We start from the raw sequence: 16,216 nt of genomic DNA on the forward strand, positions 1-16,216 counted from the left end.
GACGACAGGATGCGCATGTTCTCGACGACGAAGCGTGCCGTGGCCGCCTCCGCGGTGGCCCTGGCCCTCGGTCTGCCCCTCGCCGGCCAGGCCGGCGCCGACCACCGCGACGTCCCCGGTACCGCCGGTGCCCGGACGTTGACCGACACCCCCGAGCCACCCCGCCCGGCCTTCTACGAGCCGCCGGCGAGGATCCCGAGCACCCCCGGCACGATCATCCGCAGCGAGCCGGCCCCCTTCCTGCTCGACCCCTTCGGCCTGTCCTCGTCGGTGGTCACCGCGACGCGGGTCATGTACTCGTCCACGGACGGCAGCGGCACCCCGATCGCGGTGACCGGCACGGTCTTCGTGCCGAGGACGACCTACGTCGGTGCCTCGCGGCGTCCGCTGATCTCGTACGCCCCCGGCACCCAGGGCATGGGCGACCGGTGCGCCCCGTCCCGGCAGATGGAGAGCTTCGTCGAGTACGAAGGGATCGGTGTCGCTCGTGCGGTGGGACGCGGCTACGCGGTGGGCATCACCGACCTCCAGGGCCTCGGCACGCCGGGGTCGCACACCTACATGGCCCGCGAGCCGCAGGGACGGGCGACGCTCGACATGGCCCGCGCCGCGCAGGACCTGCAGGGCAGCGGCCTCGACGCCAGGACCCCGGTCGGCCTCATGGGCTACTCCCAGGGCGGCGGGGCGGCGGCCGCGGCCGCCGAGCTGGCGTCCACGTACGCACCCGAGCTGGACATCAAGGGCTCGGCCATCGGGGCGCCGCCGGCCGACCTGGCCGAGGTCGGGACCAACATCGACGGCACGACCTACACCCTCTTCGCGCTCTTCGCCACGCTCGGCGTGGCGGCGGCGGAGCACATCGACGTCACCGATCACCTCAACCCGGCGGGGCAGCAGCTGGCGAGCGAGGTCGAGGGTGCCTGCGTGTTCGACCTCCTCTCCTACGCCCACCTGGACACCTCGAGGTACACGACGAGCGGGCACAAGCTCACGGAGCTGCTCGAGGAGGAGCCCTTCGCCTCGGCGGTCGCGAAGCAGCGGATCGGGACGCTCGAGCCCAACGCCCCGGTGCAGATCAACCACGCGCTCGGCGACGACGTCATCCCGTACGCGGTCGGCAGGCAGCTCGGCAGTGACTGGTGCGACCAGGGCACGCGCGTCTCCTTCAACGCCGGCTTGACCCCGACGCACGTCGGCGGCATGGTCCCGCACGTCGAGAAGTCGATGCTCTTCTTCGAGGCACGCTTCGCCGGTCTCAACCAGGCGAGCAGCTGCTGGCGCCTCTGACCGAGCGACGAGCGGTGCTCGGGCGAGACCTCCTCAGTCCCGCCCGAGCACCGCCGTACGCAGGGTGTCGAGCCCGACGCCGCCGATGTCGAGGGCGCGACGGTGGAAGGCCCTGAGGTCGAAGGCGTCCCCCTCCCTCCGCGCCGTCTCCGCGCGCAGCTGCAGCCACAGGCGCTCGCCGATCTTGTAGCTCGGGGCCTGCCCGGGCCAGCCGAGGTAGCGGTCGAGCTCGAAGCGCAGGAAGCCCTCGTCCATGTTGGCGTGGGCCGAGAGGAAGTCCCAGGCCTTGTCGTAGGTCCACGCGCCACCACCGACCTCCGGCGGGGCCTCGAAGCCGCAGTGGACCCCGATGTCGAGCACGACGCGCGCGGCCCGCAGCGACTGCCCGTCGAGCAGCCCCATCCGGTTGCCGGGGTCGTCCATGTGGCCGAGCTCGGCCATCAGCCACTCGGCGTAGAGCGCCCAGCCCTCGCCGTGGCCGGAGGTCCACGACGCCAGCCGGCGCCAGCGGTTGAGCAGCTCCTTGCGGAAGATCGTCTGGCCCACCTGGAGGTGGTGGCCCGGGACGCCCTCGTGGTAGACGGTCGTCAGCTCGCGCCACGTGCCGAACTGCGTGACGCCCTTGGGCACCGACCACCACATGCGGCCGGGCCGGGAGAAGTCGTCGCTCGGCCCGGTGTAGTAGATCCCGCCGGTCTCGGTCGGGGCGATGCGGCACTCGATGGTGCGCACCGGCTCGGGGATGTCCAGGTGCGGGTCGAGCAGCTCGATCGCCTCGTCGGCGGTGCGCTGCATCCACGCGCGCAGGGCGTCGGTGCCGTGCAGCTGGTAGCGCGGGTCGGCGTCGAGCGCCTCGATCGCCTCCTTGACCGTGGCCCCGGGGCGGATCCGCTCGGCGACCGCCCCCATCTCGGCGCTGATGCGAGCCAGCTCCTCCTGACCCCAGGCGTACGTCTCCTCGAGGTCGACCTCCGCGCCGAGGAAGGTCCGCGAGTACAGCTGGTAGGCCTCGCGCCCGCAGGCGTCCGCCCGGGGCGCCAGGTCACGCAGGGGCTGCAGGCGCTCGGCGAGCTCCGCGAAGCCTGCTGCGGCGGCGTCCACCGAGCGTCGCAGGTCGGTGGCGAGCGTCCCGGGTAGGGGGTCACCCCCTTCGAGAGTGGCGCCGGCCAGCAGGCCGACGAAGTACCCGTCGTCCGCGACGAGGTCCGCGCACTGCTCGATGCACCGGTCGTACTGACGACGGGGGGCGATGTTGCCTTGGGACGCGGCGGCGGCGAGCGAGTCGGTCCACTGCTCGAGGGCGGTGGGGACAGCGGCCATGCGGGTGGCGATCGTCGCCCAGTCGTCCGCGGTGGCCGTCGGCATGAGGTCGAAGACATCACGCACCGACTGCATCGGCGAGGCGATGACGTTGATCTCCTGCAGGTCCAGACCGGCGGCGTGGATCTCCTCGGCGAGCCCCAGACGTTCGCGCATCGCCTCGACGGTCACCCGGTCCACGTCGTCGACCGGGGCCGCGGCGTCGAGCGCGCCGAGGGTGCGTCGGCGCAGCCGCGCGGCGGCCTCGAAGCCGGCCGGTGAGAGGTCGTCGAGCTCGCCGTCGTGCCCCGGCAGACCGAGGTAGGTCGCGGTGATGGGGGAGAGGTCGACCTCGGCGTCGAGGTGGGCCTCGGCGATGCGGTCGATCTCGGTCTGCGGGCGACGCTGCTCGGTGGTCACCCGCGCGAGGCTACTCGTCAACCCGGTCATCGTGGTCCTGCGAGGATCGGGCGTGCACACGTTCCCCCCTACGTCCCCCGGAGTGACCTCATGACCCTCACCGCTGCCGCCGACGGCTCCGCCCTCGGCAACCCCGGACCCGCAGGCTGGGGCTGGTACGTCGACGAGGAGCGCTGGGACCTCGGCGGCTGGGCGCACGGGACCAACAACATGGGTGAGCTGACCGCGGTCCTCGACCTGCTGCAGCAGACCGCGCACCTCGACGAGGACCTGCACGTCATCTGCGACAGCAAGTACGTCATCAACTCGATCACCTCCTGGATGCCGGGGTGGAAGGCCAAGGGCTGGCGCAAGAAGGACGGCAAGCCGGTCCTCAACCTCGAGATCATGCAGGCGCTCGACGCCGCGATGGCGGGACGTTCGGTGACCTTCGAGTGGGTCAAGGGGCACGCCGGCCACGAGCTCAACGAGCATGCCGACCGGCTCGCCACGACCGCCGCAGCCGCGTGGGCGAAGGGGGCCGCCCCCGTCCCCGGACCCGGTATCCCGGGTGCCCGCTCCGGGACGGCCGAGACGGTGGTGGAGCGGGCGGTGCAGGACGAGCCGCTCTCGCTCTTCTGATCAGGGGCGGCGCAGGAGGGTGCGCAGGAGGGTCGGCAGGTCCAGGCCGGACCCGGAGAGGGTCACCGTGATCGGGTCGCCGGGACGGATCTCACCCGGCTGGACGACGCGGAGGTAGGCGCCGCTGCGTCCGTGCGCAGCGAAGCGCGTGACCCACCCGCGCTCGCCCATCCGCTCGGCGAAGGTCCCGCACGGCACGCGTGGCCCGCGCACCTCGAGGACGGCTGTGCCGACCTGCCAGCGGTCCCCGACCTCGGCGGCGTCGACGTCGATGCCCGCCGTCGTGAGGTTCTCCCCGAACATCCCGGGCGGCAGCTCCTTGCCGAGCTCCCGCTCCCAGGCGTCGAGCTCCTCCCGGGCGAAGGCGTACACGGCCTGGTCCGAACCGCCGTGGTGCCGACCGTCGCCGACGTGGTCGCCGCCGACGCCGGAGACACCTGCACCGTCCTCGACGCGCTTGGGCCCCGGGTCGCTCACGCTGATGACCTCCACGGGCTGCTTGCCGATCCCGGTGGGACGGCCGCGGGGGATGCGCTGCACCATCGGTCGGCCGACGTTGACGGACAGGACCTGCGGCTGCGGTGAGGACACCGCGACAGGCTACGCGCCCCCTTCGCCCCGGACGTGACTCGCGGGTACGACACCCACTCGTGCGAGCCCGATGCTGCGTGGGCCCCGATTTCCGGGGGTGCAGTCGTCGGCGCCCCGACGAGTGGGCGTCGTACCCGCGGGTAACTGGGTCGTTCTTTCGATCTGGCCCTCAGCGGGGGAGGCCGGAGGCCACCCACCCTGCTCGCGAGGGGTGCACCGGCGGGCGGACGAGCCGCTCCGGGGAGGACCAGGCCGAAGGGGGGCCCGCCGGGGCCTCCTCCGCGCCGCCGCCCAGGCCGCCGGACAGGACCGCGACGAGGGCCGCGACCTGCTCGGGCGAGGCATCGCCGAGGACCTCGATCCGCGGACCCGTCGGAGCCGTCGCATCGGTCTCGGGCTGCTCGGGTGCGCCCGTCACAGCGTGGAGCCGATCAGACGTCTGAGCCTGCGACGACGTCACAGCGGAATGTTCCCGTGCTTCTTGGGCGGCAGGGTCTCGCGCTTGGTGCGCAGGGCCCGCAGCGCGCGGCTGACGTTCATCCGGGTGTTGCTCGGCGTGATGACGGTGTCGATGTAGCCACGCTCGGCGGCGACGTACGGGTTCGCCAGCGCGTCCTCGTAGGCGGTGATGAACTCGGCGCGCGCGGTCTCGACGTCGCGTCCCTCGGCCTCGGCGGCGGCGAGCTGCTTGCGGTAGAGAATGTTGACCGCGCCCTGGGCGCCCATGACGGCGATCTGGGCGGTCGGCCACGCGAGGTTGATGTCGGCGCCGAGGTGCTTGGAGCCCATGACGTCGTACGCGCCGCCGTAGGCCTTGCGGGTGATGACCGTGACGAGCGGGACGGTGGCCTCCGCGTAGGCGTAGATGAGCTTGGCGCCGCGGCGGATGATGCCGTTCCACTCCTGGTCGGTACCGGGCAGGAAGCCCGGCACGTCGACGAAGGTCAGGACCGGGACGTTGAAGGCGTCGCAGGTGCGCACGAAGCGCGCGGCCTTCTCCGAGGCGTCGATGTCGAGCGTCCCGGCGAACTGCATCGGGTTGTTGGCGACGACACCGACCGACTGGCCCTCGATGCGGGCGAAGCCGCAGATGATGTTGGGCGCGAAGAGCGGGTGCACCTCGAGGAACTCGCCGTCGTCGACGACCGACTCGATGACGGCCTTCATGTCGTACGGCATGTTGGCCGAGTCCGGGATGATCGTGTCGAGCGCGAGGTCGGTGTCGTTGACCGTCAGGTCGAGCTCGCCGCCGAAGGTCGGCGCCTGCTCGAGGTTGTTGCTCGGCAGGTAGGACAGGAGCGCCTTGACGTAGTCGATGGCGTCCTCCTCGTCGGTGCCCATGTAGTGCGCGACACCGGACTTGGTGTTGTGCGAGCGGGCGCCGCCCAGGTCCTCGAACTCCACGTCCTCACCGGTGACGGTCTTGATGACGTCGGGGCCGGTGATGAACATGTGCGAGGTCTGGTCGACCATGACGGTGAAGTCGGTGACGGCGGGGGAGTAGACGGCACCGCCGGCGCAGGGGCCCATGATGAGCGAGATCTGCGGGATGACGCCGGACGCGTGGACATTGCGCTTGAAGATCTCGCCGTAGAGACCGAGGGAGACGACACCCTCCTGGATGCGCGCGCCGCCGGAGTCGTTGAGGCCGATCACCGGGCAGCCGATCTTCATCGCGAAGTCCATGACCTTGGTGATCTTCTCGCCGAAGACCTCGCCGAGGGACCCGCCGAAGACGGTGAAGTCCTGCGCGAAGACCGCGACCTGACGCCCGTCGACCGTGCCGTAGCCGGTGACGACTCCGTCGCCGTAGGGCCGGGTGGCCTCCTGGCCGAAGGCGGTCGACCGGTGGCGCGCGTACTTGTCCATCTCGACGAAGCTCCCCTCGTCGAGCAGGAGGGCGAGACGCTCGCGCGCGGTCTTCTTGCCGCGTGCGTGCTGCTTGTCGACGGCTCGCTCGGACCCGGCGTGCGCGACCTCGGCCACCCGGCGCTTGAGGTCGGCGAGCTTGCCCGCGGTCGTGTGGATGTCGATGCCGCTGGGGACGTCGGTGCCACCGATCGCCTGCGCGTCAGTGGTCTCGGTGCTCTGGGACATGGGCGGCAGCCTAGCCTTGCCGACATGCCGGATCCGATCGACGTCCATCGTCTGACCGCGTCGTTGCGAAGGTCACACGAGTGGCCCGACGTGGTGCACCTGCACGAGACCGGGTCGACCAACGTCGTCGCCCTGGAGCGGGCCGAGCCGTGGGCCCCCGTGCTCGCCGAGCTGCAGACCGCGGGGCGCGGGCGGCTCGGCCGCCCGTGGCAGGAGGCGCGCGGCGCCGGGCTCGCGTTGTCGGTCCTTGTGCCGGTCGTCCCCGACCCCGGGTGGCTGCCGCTGGCCGCGGGCCTCGCCGTGCGCTCTGCCGTCGCCGAGGTCGGGGTCCGCGCCGACCTCAAGTGGCCCAACGACGTCCTCCTGCCGGACGAGGACGAGCGCAAGGTCTGCGGCGTCCTGTGCCAGATGCGGCCCGCCGGTGACGGGATCGTCGTCGGCATCGGGATCAACGTGCACCACACCCGCGAGCAGCTGCCCGTGGCGACGGCGACCTCCCTTCGCCTCGCCGGCGTCGACGCGGACCGCACCGCGCTCGCCGCTTCCGTGCTGCTCCACCTGCGCCGCCTCCACGCCGACCTCACCGCCTCCGGCGACCGGGCGAAGGGGGTCCACGACGCCTACCGTCGCGCCTGCGCCACCATCGGCCGGGCCATCGAGGTACACCGCCCGGACGGCACCGTGGAGCCGGTGACGGCCACCGGCGTCGACGACCACGGGCGCCTCGTCGTGAGCGGCGCGAGCGGCTCGGATACCGTGGCCGCGGGTGACGTGCAGCACATCCGCCCCGCGGGCACGTCCACCTCACCCTGATCCCGCCCGAGGCGACCCGTGGAGGTGCCGTTGTCGCACGACCCGCGCCACGCCGGCGCCCCCGACGCCGAGGACGAAGGGAGCGGCCGTGCCGCCCTCGAGGGCTTCGAGCGCTCGCTGCTCGGGCGCCCCGCCTCCATGGGGCGCCGCGAGGTCTCCCGCATCGCCGGCGTGTCGATCCGCTCGGCCCGCAAGTTCTGGCACGCCATGGGCTTCCCCGTCGTCCAGGAGGGCGACGCGATGTTCACCGAGGCCGACCTCGAGGCGCTGTCCCGGGTCGCGACGATGGTGCGCCAGGACGACCTGCCCGAGGAGCTCGCCCTCAACATGACCCGTGCCATCGCGCGGACCATGGACCGGCTCGCGGCGTGGCAGGCCCAGCTCGCCACCGAGGAGGTCGCCCGTCAGCGCCACGGTGACGAGGACGCCGGCCCGGAGCCCGACCGGGCCCGTGACGCCGAGGCGGCCGCTGCCTGGATCACCGAGCTGGCCGACGAGCTGGAGCCGCTCGTGGTGTACGTGTGGCGCCGCCAGCTCACGGCGACGATCCAGCGCCTGCTCACGGTCGAGGAGGACGGCTCCCGGCCGTCGGTCATCGGCTTCGCCGACCTCGTGAACTTCACCTCGGTGGTGCGCCGGCTCACCGAGCGCGACCTCGCGCGGATGGTCCAGCGCTTCGAGGACCTGTGCACCGACATCGTCACCGCGCACGGCGGACGGGTCGTCAAGACGGTGGGCGACGAGGTGCTCTTCCAGACCTTCGACGTCGCGCCCGCTGCCGCCATCGCCCTCGACCTCGTCGAGGCGATGAGCGAGGACGACCTCCTGCCCTCCGCCCGGGTCGGCATGGCGCACGGCCCGGTCGTGCGGCGCCTCGGCGACGTCTTCGGCACGACGGTCAACCGCGCCAGCCGGCTCACCGCGGTCGCCCCGCCCGGGGGTGTGTACGTCGACGACGCCCTCACCCGGCTGCTCGAGCCGCTCAGCGGGTTCTCGACCCTGCCGACCCGTCGGCGCTCGCTCCGCGGCATCGGCGAGGTCGCGCCCAGCCGGCTCGTCCGCGTCACGGGTGTGCGACGCGCCGCCGATGTCACCGCGCACGTCCGCGGATGAGTTCCTATGATCCAGCCATGACACGAGTGCTGCTGGCCGAGGACGACACCGCCATCTCCGAACCCTTGGCCCGGGCCCTCATCCGCGAGGGGTACGAGGTCACGGTGCACGCCGACGGGCGTGACGCGCTCGATGCCGCGCTCAACCTGCCGCCCGACCTGCTGGTCCTGGACCTCGGCCTGCCGACCCTCGACGGTCTCGAGGTCTGCCGACGGCTGCGGGCGACGAGCTCCGACGTGCCGGTCCTCATCCTCACCGCCCGCGCCGACGAGGTGGACACCGTCGTCGGGCTCGACGCGGGTGCCGACGACTACGTCACCAAGCCCTTCCGCGTCGCCGAGCTCATGGCTCGCGTGCGCGCGCTGCTGCGCCGGCGCGGCGACGAGGTCGTCGAGGCGACCGGCCCGCTGCGCATCGACCTCGACAGCCGCCGCGTGTGGTTCCACGGCGAGGAGCTCGCCCTCACGGCCAAGGAGTTCTCCGTGCTGAGCGTGCTCGTGCGCGAGAGCGGTCGCGTCGTCACCCGCGAGCAGCTCATGGCCGAGGTCTGGGAGACCGAGTGGTACGGCTCGACCAAGGCCCTCGACATGCACATCTCCGTCCTGCGCCGCAAGCTCGGTGACGACGTCACCGACCCTCGGCACATCGCCACGGTCCGTGGCGTCGGCTTCAGATTCGACGCGTGACCTCCACGGGGCGGATCTGGCGGATCGTCCTCGCGGCGGTCGTGGCCGCGGCGGTCCTCACCGCGGTGGTCCTCGTCGCCGTCGCCGTGGCAGCAGCTGGCTTCGACGGCGTCACCGTCCTCGGCCTCGACCTCGTCGCGTGGGCCCTCGTCGCACCGGCCCTCGGGGCCGGGATCGCCGCGGGGGTCACCATCCCCGTCGTGAGGTCCGTCGAGCGCCGCCGTGAGCGCGGCCTGCACTACATCCGCGAGCAGATCGCGGCGATCCGCGACGGCGAGGGGGCCCTGCCGCGCTCGGTCCACGGACTCCCCGAGGTGGACGCCGCCACGGGGGACCTGGCGCGCCTCGCCGGTGAGCTGGCCCAGCAGCGCGCGCTCGATCGTGACTACGCCGCCGACGCCTCCCACCAGCTGCGCACCCCGCTCACCGCGCTGCTCATGCGCCTGGAGGAGATCAGCCAGATCGACGACCTGGAGGCCATCCGGGACGAGGCGGAGGTCGCGGTCACCCAGGTCGAGCGCCTCACGGGCGTGGTCGACACGATGCGCGACCGCTCGAAGGGGGACGAGGCCCTCCCGCAGATCTCCCTCGACTCCGTCCTCGCGGGCCTGCAGCGCGAGTACCAGCCGGCCTTCACCGCGGCGCGCCGCACGATGCGGGTCGTCGGGCCGCCCGGTCTGGCCGTGCGCAGCTCCCCGGTCGACCTGTCGCAGATCCTGCAGACCCTCATCGAGAACTCGCTCAACCACGGTGCCGGACGCGTGGAGATCGAGATGCGCGGCTCGAGCGGCTCGGTCGTCATCGAGGTGCGCGACGAGGGGGAGGGCATCCCGGCAGCGATCGCCCCGCACATCTTCGAGCGCTCGGTCACGTCGCACGGCTCCGGCCTCGGGCTCGGCCTGGCCCGCCAGCTCGCCGAGCGCAACGGCGGGCGGCTCGAGCTCGTGCAGGCCCACCCGGCGGTCTTCGCCGTCTTCCTCTCGGCGCCCGGCAGCCGCTGACCCGCGGGTCCGGCCCCCTTCGTCAGGCGATGTGGCGGCCGCCGCCCTCGAGCGGCGAGGTGTCCTCGTCCATCGGCTCGTTGGCGAAGACGAAGCGACGGTAGGTCCAGAAGCGGAAGATCGTGCCCACCCCGATGCCGATGACGGTGGCGACGTTGTCGGCGAGGCGCGAGGTGAAGTCGAACCCGTAGTGCGAGATGACGAGGCACAGCGTCGAGATGACGAGCGCGAGCCCGTTGACGACGAAGAAGAGGGAGACCTCGTGGTGCACCGGCCGGGACCGCCGGTGGGCGAAGGTCCAGCTGCGGTTGCCGAACCACGCGAAGAGCGTCGCCGCGACACCGCTGATGAGGCGGGCCGTCGTCACCTTGTCGCCGAGGACGGTGTGGGTCAGCAGATTCATCCCGCCGAGGTCGATGACGAAGGACAGGGCGCCGATGACGCCAAACTTCGCCACCTCGTGCCAGACGGTGTCGACGAGGCCCGCCAGACCGCTCTTCCGCTGGGTCGGCGAGGGCGCGCCGGACGCGTCAGGGGAGGTGTCGGTGGGTTCGGACATCTCGAGCAGCGTAATCGGGGCACGGGCCAAAAAGGCGCACCGTATCCTTGCGCACGTGTCGATCCCCCCACGCGCCCCCGGAGGTTTTCCCGTCGTCGGCATCATCGGCGGTGGCCAGCTCGCCAGGATGTGCGCCGGTCCCGCCGCGGAGCTCGGCATCACCCTGGCCGTCCTCGCCGAGGCCGAGGACTCGTCGGCGGCGCTCGTCGCCCCCTTCGCGCCGGTGGGTGAGGCGAGCGACGTCGAGACGGTGCGCGAGTTCGCCCGGCACTGCGACGTCGTCACCTTCGACCACGAGCACGTGCCCGCGCCGGTCATCGAGGCCCTCCTCGCCGACGGCGTCGCCGTCCACCCCGGGCCCGCAGCGCTGCTGCACGCCCAGGACAAGATCGTCATGCGGGAGGCCCTGACCGCTGCCGGCGTCCCGTGCCCGCCGTGGACGGTCGCGACGGACGAAGGGGAGGTCCTCGCCTTCGCCGCGCAGGTCGGGTGGCCCGTCGTCGTCAAGACGCCGCGGGGCGGCTACGACGGGAAGGGGGTGCTCGTCGCCGACGGGATCGACGACGTGCGCGAGTGGCTCTCCGCCGCTGCGGAGCGTGGTGACCGGCTGCTGCTCGAGGCGCGCGTCCCCTTCGTCCGGGAGCTCGCGGTCCTCCTGGCCCGCAGCCCCTCCGGCCAGGCCGCGGTCTGGCCGGTCGTCGAGACGGTGCAGACCGACGGGATCTGCACCGAGGTCATCGCGCCGGCGCCCGACCTGGACCCCCGGACGGCCGCGTCGGCCACGGCCATCGGGCTGGACATCGCCGCCGCGCTCGACGTGACGGGGGTGATGGCGGTCGAGCTCTTCCAGCTGGCCGATGGCAGCGTCGTCGTCAACGAGCTCGCGATGCGCCCGCACAACTCCGGCCACTGGAGCATGGACGGCGCGGTGACCGGTCAGTTCGAGCAGCACCTGCGGGCCGTGCTCGACCTGCCGCTCGGCTCACCGAGGCCGCGTGCCGAGTGGACCGTCATGGGCAATGTCCTCGGCGGGGAGCCGACCGACCTGTACCCGACCTACCGGCACCTCATGGCCCGCGACCCGGAGCTCAAGGTCCACCTCTACGGCAAGGGCGTGCGCCCCGGCCGCAAGATCGGGCACGTCAACGTCAGCGGCAGCGACCTGGCCGACCTGCGCGAGCGGGCCCGGCACGCGGCCGACTACATCCAGGGAGTGATCAGCGAATGACCGGTGACGACGCCTCGACCCCCCGCGTGGGTCTGGTCATGGGCAGCGACAGCGACTGGCCGACGATGGAGGCCGCGGCGCAGGTCCTCGAGGACCTCGGCATCGCCTACGAGGCCGACGTCGTCTCGGCGCACCGCATGCCGACCGAGATGATCGCCTACGGGCAGCAGGCCGCGGACCGCGGCCTGCAGGTCATCATCGCCGGCGCCGGCGGCGCCGCCCATCTGCCCGGCATGCTCGCGTCCGTGACGACCCTGCCCGTCGTCGGCGTGCCCGTCCCGCTGGCGCACCTCGACGGCATGGACTCGCTGCTGTCGATCGTGCAGATGCCGGCCGGCATCCCCGTGGCGACCATGGCGGTCGGAGGAGCGCGCAACGCCGGGCTCATGGCCGCGCGGATCCTCGCCGCGGGCGAGGGCGAGGAGGCGGCCCGGCTGCGTTCCGCCCTGGAGACCTTCGCCGGGGACCTGTCCGCGCAGGCGCACGCGAAGGGGGAGCGCCTGCGCCGGCGGGTCGCCGGCGGCTGAGCGCACCCCCTGCATTCCCCTAGGGCAATGCAGACCTGAACCTGCATTGCCCTAGGGGAATGCAGGTTCAGCGGGTCAGCGCGAGGCGCCCTCGTTGCGCAGCTGCCGCCACTCGATCTTCGGGCAGGTGTCCATGACGACGAGCAGGCCCGCCTCGCGGGCCCGGTCCGCCGCGGCCGGGTCGACGACCCCGAGCTGCATCCAGATCGCGTCGATCTGCAGCCGGTCCTTGTGGGCGATCGCCTCGTCGACGACGGCACCGACGTGCTCGGAGCTGACGAAGAGGTCGATGACCTTGACGTCGCCGTCCGGGATGTCGCTGATCGTCGCGTAGCCCTGGTCCCCGTCGACGGTCTCGGCGTCGGGGTGCACGGGGATGATCGCCTTGTGCATCTCGCGCTTGAGCCACCGGGCGACCCGGTGCGCGTCACGCTCGGTGTTGTTGCTCAGTCCCACGACGACCCAGGTCCCGGGGTCGGCGATGAGGCGCCGCATCGTCTCGGTGTCGTTCTTGTGCGTCAGGCTCATGGGTCCATCCAACGCTTCCGCGCCGCGGGAATCAACGGACCACGCCATCGGGTCGCCACGAGGTGTTGACCCGCGTGGGCCATAATGCGGCGGGGCGTCCTTCCCCGGAACCAAGTGCAGTGAGGAACCACGTGACTACCAAGATCGCCGTCGTCGGCACGGGCTATGTCGGCCTGTCCATGGCCGTCCTGCTGGCGCAGCACAACGAGGTCGTGGGCTTCGACATCGACGAGCGCCGGGTCGAGAAGCTGAACTCCGGTCAGAGCCCGATCCACGACGAGGAGATCATCGACTTCCTCGCCCACCGCGACCTGGACCTGCGGTTCACGCTGGACAACACCGACGCCTACACCGGCGCCGACTTCGTGGTCATCGCCACCCCCACGGACTACGACCCGGACACCAACTACTTCAACACCAGCACGGTGGAGGGCGTCGTCGCCGACGTCATGCGCATCAACCCCGACGCCGTCATGGTCATCAAGTCCACGATCCCCGTCGGCTTCACCGAGGGTTTGCGCACGTCGGTCGGCACGGACAACCTGATCTTCAGCCCCGAGTTCCTGCGCGAGGGCAAGGCGCTGCAGGACAACCTGCACCCCAGCCGCATCGTCGTCGGCGAGGTGAGCGAGCGCGCGCAGCGCTTCGCCGACCTGCTCGTCCAGGGCGCCGAGGACACCGACACCCCGGTGCTGCTCACCGACTCCACCGAGGCCGAGGCGATCAAGCTCTTCGCCAACACCTACCTCGCGATGCGCGTCGCCTACTTCAACGAGCTCGACACCTTCGCCGCCCGCCACGGGCTCAACACCCGCCAGATCATCGACGGCGTCGGTCTCGACCCGCGGATCGGCACGCACTACAACAACCCCTCCTTCGGCTACGGCGGCTACTGCCTGCCGAAGGACACCAAGCAGCTCCTCGCCAACTACGAGGACGTCCCGCAGAACCTCATGCAGGCCGTCGTCGACTCCAACCGCACCCGCAAGGACTTCGTCGCCGAGGACATCCTGCGCCGCAACCCGCGGGTCGTCGGCGTGCACCGCCTCATCATGAAGGCAGGCTCGGACAACTTCCGCGCCTCCTCCATCCAAGGGATCATGAAGCGGCTGAAGGGCAAGGGGGTCGAGGTCGTCATCTTCGAGCCGGCCATGGAGGAGGACGTCTTCTTCGGCTCCCGCGTCGTGCGCGACCTCGAGGAGTTCAAGGCCACGGCGGACGTCATCGTCGCCAACCGCCGCACCGCCGACCTGGAGGACGTGGCCGACAAGGTCTACACGCGCGACCTCTTCGGGACCGACTCCTGACCGCGTTGAACACCTGTGCAACCGCCGACGGGGCGCGGGTACGATCACGGACGTGAGCGCGAACCCAGACTTCGACCTGTTCCGTACGTCCGAGGACCACGAGGCGATCCGTGACGCCGTGAGGGCTGTCGCGGAGGCGAAGATCAAGCCCTTCGCCGCCGAGGTCGACGAGGAGTCGCGCTTCCCGCGCGAGGCCAACGAGGCCCTTGTCGCGGCCGACTTCCACGCCGCGCACGTCGCGGAGGAGCACGGTGGGGTGGGCGCGGACGCGCTCGCGGTCTGCATCATCATCGAGGAGGTCGCGCGCGTCTGCGCGTCCTCCTCGCTCATCCCCGCCGTCAACAAGCTCGGCTCCATGCCGGTGATCCTCGGTGGCTCCGAGGAGCTCAACGCGCGCTACCTGCCGCGTCTGGCGAAGGGGGAGGGGTTCAGCTACGGCCTCTCCGAGCGTGAGGCCGGGTCGGACACCGCCGGTATGCGGTGCAAGGCCACCCGTGACGGCGACGACTGGGTCCTGAGCGGGCAGAAGGCGTGGATCACCAACGCCGGCGAGTCCGAGCTCTACACCGTGCTCGCGGTCACCGACCCCGACGGCCCGCGCGGCAACAACATCTCGGCCTTCGTCGTCGAGAAGTCCGACGAGGGCTTCGGGTTCTCCGAGAAGGAGCGCAAGCTCGGCATCAAGGGCAGCCCGACCCGCGAGCTGCACTTCGACCGGTGCCGCGTCCCCGGCGACCGCATCATCGGCGCCGAGGGCGAGGGGCTGAAGATCGCCCTGCGCACGCTCGACCACACCCGCGTCACCATCGGTGCTCAGGCCGTCGGCATCGCCCAGGGCGCCCTCGACGAGGCCCTGGCCTACGTCAAGGAGCGCAAGCAGTTCGGCAAGCACATCGCCGACTTCCAAGGCATCCAGTTCATGCTCGCCGACATGGCGATGGAGCTCGAGGCCGCCCGCCAGATGGTCTACGTCGCCGCCGCCAAGTCCGAGCGCCACGACGCCGACCTGTCCTTCTTCGGCGCCGCGGCCAAGTGCTTCGCCTCGGACGTCGCCATGAAGGTCACCACCGACGCCGTCCAGCTCCTCGGCGGCGCGGGCTACACCCGCGACTTCCCGCTCGAGCGGATGATGCGCGACGCCAAGATCACCCAGATCTACGAGGGCACCAACCAGGTCCAGCGGATCGTGATGGCACGTGAGCTCCTCAAGGGCCTGCCGACCTCACGCTGACCGCGGCCCCGGGCGTCAGGTCTCGTAGGTGTAGAACCCGCGCCCGACCTTGCGGCCGAGCAGGTTGGCGTCGACCATGCGCTGGAGCAGCGGCGGGGGAGCGTAGAGCGGCTCCTTGAACTCGTGGTAGAGCGACTCCGCGACGGCCATGGTCGTGTCGAGGCCGATGAGGTCGGCGAGGGCCAGCGGGCCCTGGGGGTGGGCCGCGCCGAGCACGAAGCCCTGGTCGATGTCCTCGGCGGTGGCGAAGCCGGACTCGTACATGCGGATCGCGCTGAGGATGAAGGGGATCAGCAGGCTGTTGACGACGAAGCCCGCGCGGTCCTGGCAGGTGATGGCGCGCTTGCCCAGCTCGCCGTCGACGTAGGTCCGCGCCCGCTCGAGCGTCTCGTCGGCGGTCATGAGCGAGGGGACGAGCTCGACGAGCTTGAGCACCGGCACCGGGTTGAAGAAGTGCACGCCGAGGACCTGCTCCGGGCGCTTGGTGACGGTCGCGAGCTTCATGATCGGGATCGAGCTGGTGTTGGACGCGAGGATCGCGTCGGGACTCTCGACGATCTCGTCGAGCTGCTTGAAGAGGTCGACCTTGGCGCCCTCGTCCTCGATGATCGCCTCGATGACCATGTCGCGGTCGGCGAGCTCACCGAGCTCGGTGACGACCCGGACGCGCTCGAGCACCGCGTCCGCGTTGTCGAGCCGGCCGCGTTCCTGCGCGCGGCGCAGCGACTTCTCGATCCGACCACGGCCCGCGTCGGCGCGTTCCCGGCTCGACTCGACGACGACGACGTCGGAGCCGGCGCGCGCGCAGACCTCCGCGATGCCGGCGCCCATGAGGCCGCATCCCACGACCCCGATCCTGTGCAGCGTGTTGTCCATGGAGGGCACGCTACCGGCGTGTGAGCGCACTC

17 protein-coding genes are annotated in these 16,216 nt (G+C 71.5%); 10 read left to right on the forward strand and 7 right to left on the reverse strand.

What is annotated here, in order from left to right; translation table 11 throughout:
- Window positions 1–15: 15 nt before the first annotated feature.
- Window positions 16–1,287 (forward strand): lipase family protein, encoded by a 1,272-nt coding sequence (locus ABC138_RS14000; protein WP_338537754.1) that lies wholly within the window; start codon window positions 16–18, stop codon window positions 1,285–1,287.
- Window positions 1,288–1,320: 33 nt separating this feature from the next.
- Here ABC138_RS14000 and ABC138_RS14005 read toward each other — a convergent pair whose 3' ends face one another.
- Window positions 1,321–3,006, reverse strand: a complete 1,686-nt coding sequence (locus tag ABC138_RS14005) for a DUF885 domain-containing protein (protein WP_345914072.1) — start codon at window positions 3,004–3,006, stop codon at window positions 1,321–1,323.
- Between the two features lie 90 nt (window positions 3,007–3,096).
- On the opposite strand from ABC138_RS14005, the gene ABC138_RS14010 reads away from it, so the two are divergent.
- Complete coding sequence (locus ABC138_RS14010; protein ID WP_068322034.1) at window positions 3,097–3,627, forward strand: ribonuclease H; 531 nt, start codon at window positions 3,097–3,099, stop codon at window positions 3,625–3,627.
- On the opposite strand, the gene ABC138_RS14015 is transcribed toward ABC138_RS14010, so the two are convergent.
- The 3 genes from ABC138_RS14015 to ABC138_RS14025 form a co-directional block, all read right to left on the reverse strand.
- Window positions 3,628–4,218, reverse strand: coding sequence for an MOSC domain-containing protein (locus ABC138_RS14015; RefSeq protein WP_068322035.1), 591 nt, complete (start codon window positions 4,216–4,218; stop codon window positions 3,628–3,630).
- Window positions 4,219–4,387: 169 nt separating this feature from the next.
- Complete coding sequence (locus tag ABC138_RS14020) at window positions 4,388–4,636, reverse strand: acyl-CoA carboxylase subunit epsilon (RefSeq protein WP_345914073.1); 249 nt, start codon at window positions 4,634–4,636, stop codon at window positions 4,388–4,390.
- Between the two features lie 38 nt (window positions 4,637–4,674).
- Window positions 4,675–6,315, reverse strand: coding sequence for an acyl-CoA carboxylase subunit beta (locus tag ABC138_RS14025; RefSeq protein WP_068322513.1), 1,641 nt, complete (start codon window positions 6,313–6,315; stop codon window positions 4,675–4,677).
- A 24-nt stretch (window positions 6,316–6,339) separates the two neighbouring features.
- On the opposite strand from ABC138_RS14025, the gene ABC138_RS14030 reads away from it, so the two are divergent.
- From ABC138_RS14030 to ABC138_RS14045, 4 genes are read left to right on the forward strand one after another with little or no spacing between them, the layout of a single operon-like run.
- Window positions 6,340–7,128, forward strand: coding sequence for a biotin--[acetyl-CoA-carboxylase] ligase (locus ABC138_RS14030; protein WP_345914074.1), 789 nt, complete (start codon window positions 6,340–6,342; stop codon window positions 7,126–7,128).
- A gap of 30 nt (window positions 7,129–7,158) precedes the next feature.
- Complete coding sequence (locus ABC138_RS14035; RefSeq protein ID WP_245634768.1) at window positions 7,159–8,241, forward strand: adenylate/guanylate cyclase domain-containing protein; 1,083 nt, start codon at window positions 7,159–7,161, stop codon at window positions 8,239–8,241.
- 17 nt (window positions 8,242–8,258) lie between these two features.
- Entirely contained in the window at window positions 8,259–8,927 is a 669-nt protein-coding gene (locus ABC138_RS14040; RefSeq protein ID WP_068322051.1) for a response regulator transcription factor, read from the forward strand.
- On the forward strand, window positions 8,924–9,928 hold the full coding sequence (locus ABC138_RS14045) for a HAMP domain-containing sensor histidine kinase (RefSeq protein ID WP_345914075.1): 1,005 nt from the start codon (window positions 8,924–8,926) through the stop codon (window positions 9,926–9,928). Before ABC138_RS14040 ends, ABC138_RS14045 begins: the two co-directional genes overlap by 4 nt.
- A gap of 22 nt (window positions 9,929–9,950) precedes the next feature.
- Here the strand turns inward: ABC138_RS14045 and ABC138_RS14050 are convergent, their stop codons facing one another.
- The gene (locus ABC138_RS14050) at window positions 9,951–10,487 is read right to left on the reverse strand and encodes a GtrA family protein (protein WP_068322057.1); all 537 of its coding nucleotides are present in this window, start codon (window positions 10,485–10,487) and stop codon (window positions 9,951–9,953) included.
- A gap of 55 nt (window positions 10,488–10,542) precedes the next feature.
- Here ABC138_RS14050 and ABC138_RS14055 point away from each other — a divergent pair, with 55 nt between their 5' ends.
- Window positions 10,543–11,715, forward strand: coding sequence for a 5-(carboxyamino)imidazole ribonucleotide synthase (locus tag ABC138_RS14055; protein WP_345914076.1), 1,173 nt, complete (start codon window positions 10,543–10,545; stop codon window positions 11,713–11,715).
- A complete protein-coding gene (gene purE, locus ABC138_RS14060) occupies window positions 11,712–12,242 on the forward strand; it encodes a 5-(carboxyamino)imidazole ribonucleotide mutase (RefSeq protein ID WP_345914077.1) in 531 nt (176 codons plus the stop codon). The genes ABC138_RS14055 and purE overlap by 4 nt, the downstream gene beginning before the upstream one ends.
- 75 nt (window positions 12,243–12,317) lie before the next feature.
- Here the strand turns inward: purE and ABC138_RS14065 are convergent, their stop codons facing one another.
- The gene (locus ABC138_RS14065; protein WP_068322068.1) at window positions 12,318–12,770 is read right to left on the reverse strand and encodes a CoA-binding protein; all 453 of its coding nucleotides are present in this window, start codon (window positions 12,768–12,770) and stop codon (window positions 12,318–12,320) included.
- Window positions 12,771–12,901: 131 nt separating this feature from the next.
- On the opposite strand from ABC138_RS14065, the gene ABC138_RS14070 reads away from it, so the two are divergent.
- Entirely contained in the window at window positions 12,902–14,077 is a 1,176-nt protein-coding gene (locus tag ABC138_RS14070; protein WP_211596807.1) for a nucleotide sugar dehydrogenase, read from the forward strand.
- A 52-nt stretch (window positions 14,078–14,129) separates the two neighbouring features.
- Window positions 14,130–15,308, forward strand: coding sequence for an acyl-CoA dehydrogenase family protein (locus ABC138_RS14075; RefSeq protein WP_345914078.1), 1,179 nt, complete (start codon window positions 14,130–14,132; stop codon window positions 15,306–15,308).
- 15 nt (window positions 15,309–15,323) lie between these two features.
- Here the strand turns inward: ABC138_RS14075 and ABC138_RS14080 are convergent, their stop codons facing one another.
- Window positions 15,324–16,184 carry a 3-hydroxybutyryl-CoA dehydrogenase gene (locus tag ABC138_RS14080; RefSeq protein WP_068322074.1) on the reverse strand — a complete coding sequence of 287 codons (861 nt, stop codon included), beginning with the start codon at window positions 16,182–16,184 and terminating at the stop codon, window positions 15,324–15,326.
- Between the last annotated feature and the right edge of the window lie 32 nt (window positions 16,185–16,216).

The sequence above is a fragment of the Janibacter sp. LM genome, from assembly GCF_039631275.1.
In the GTDB taxonomy this organism is placed as follows: Bacteria; Actinomycetota; Actinomycetes; order Actinomycetales; family Dermatophilaceae; genus Janibacter; species Janibacter terrae.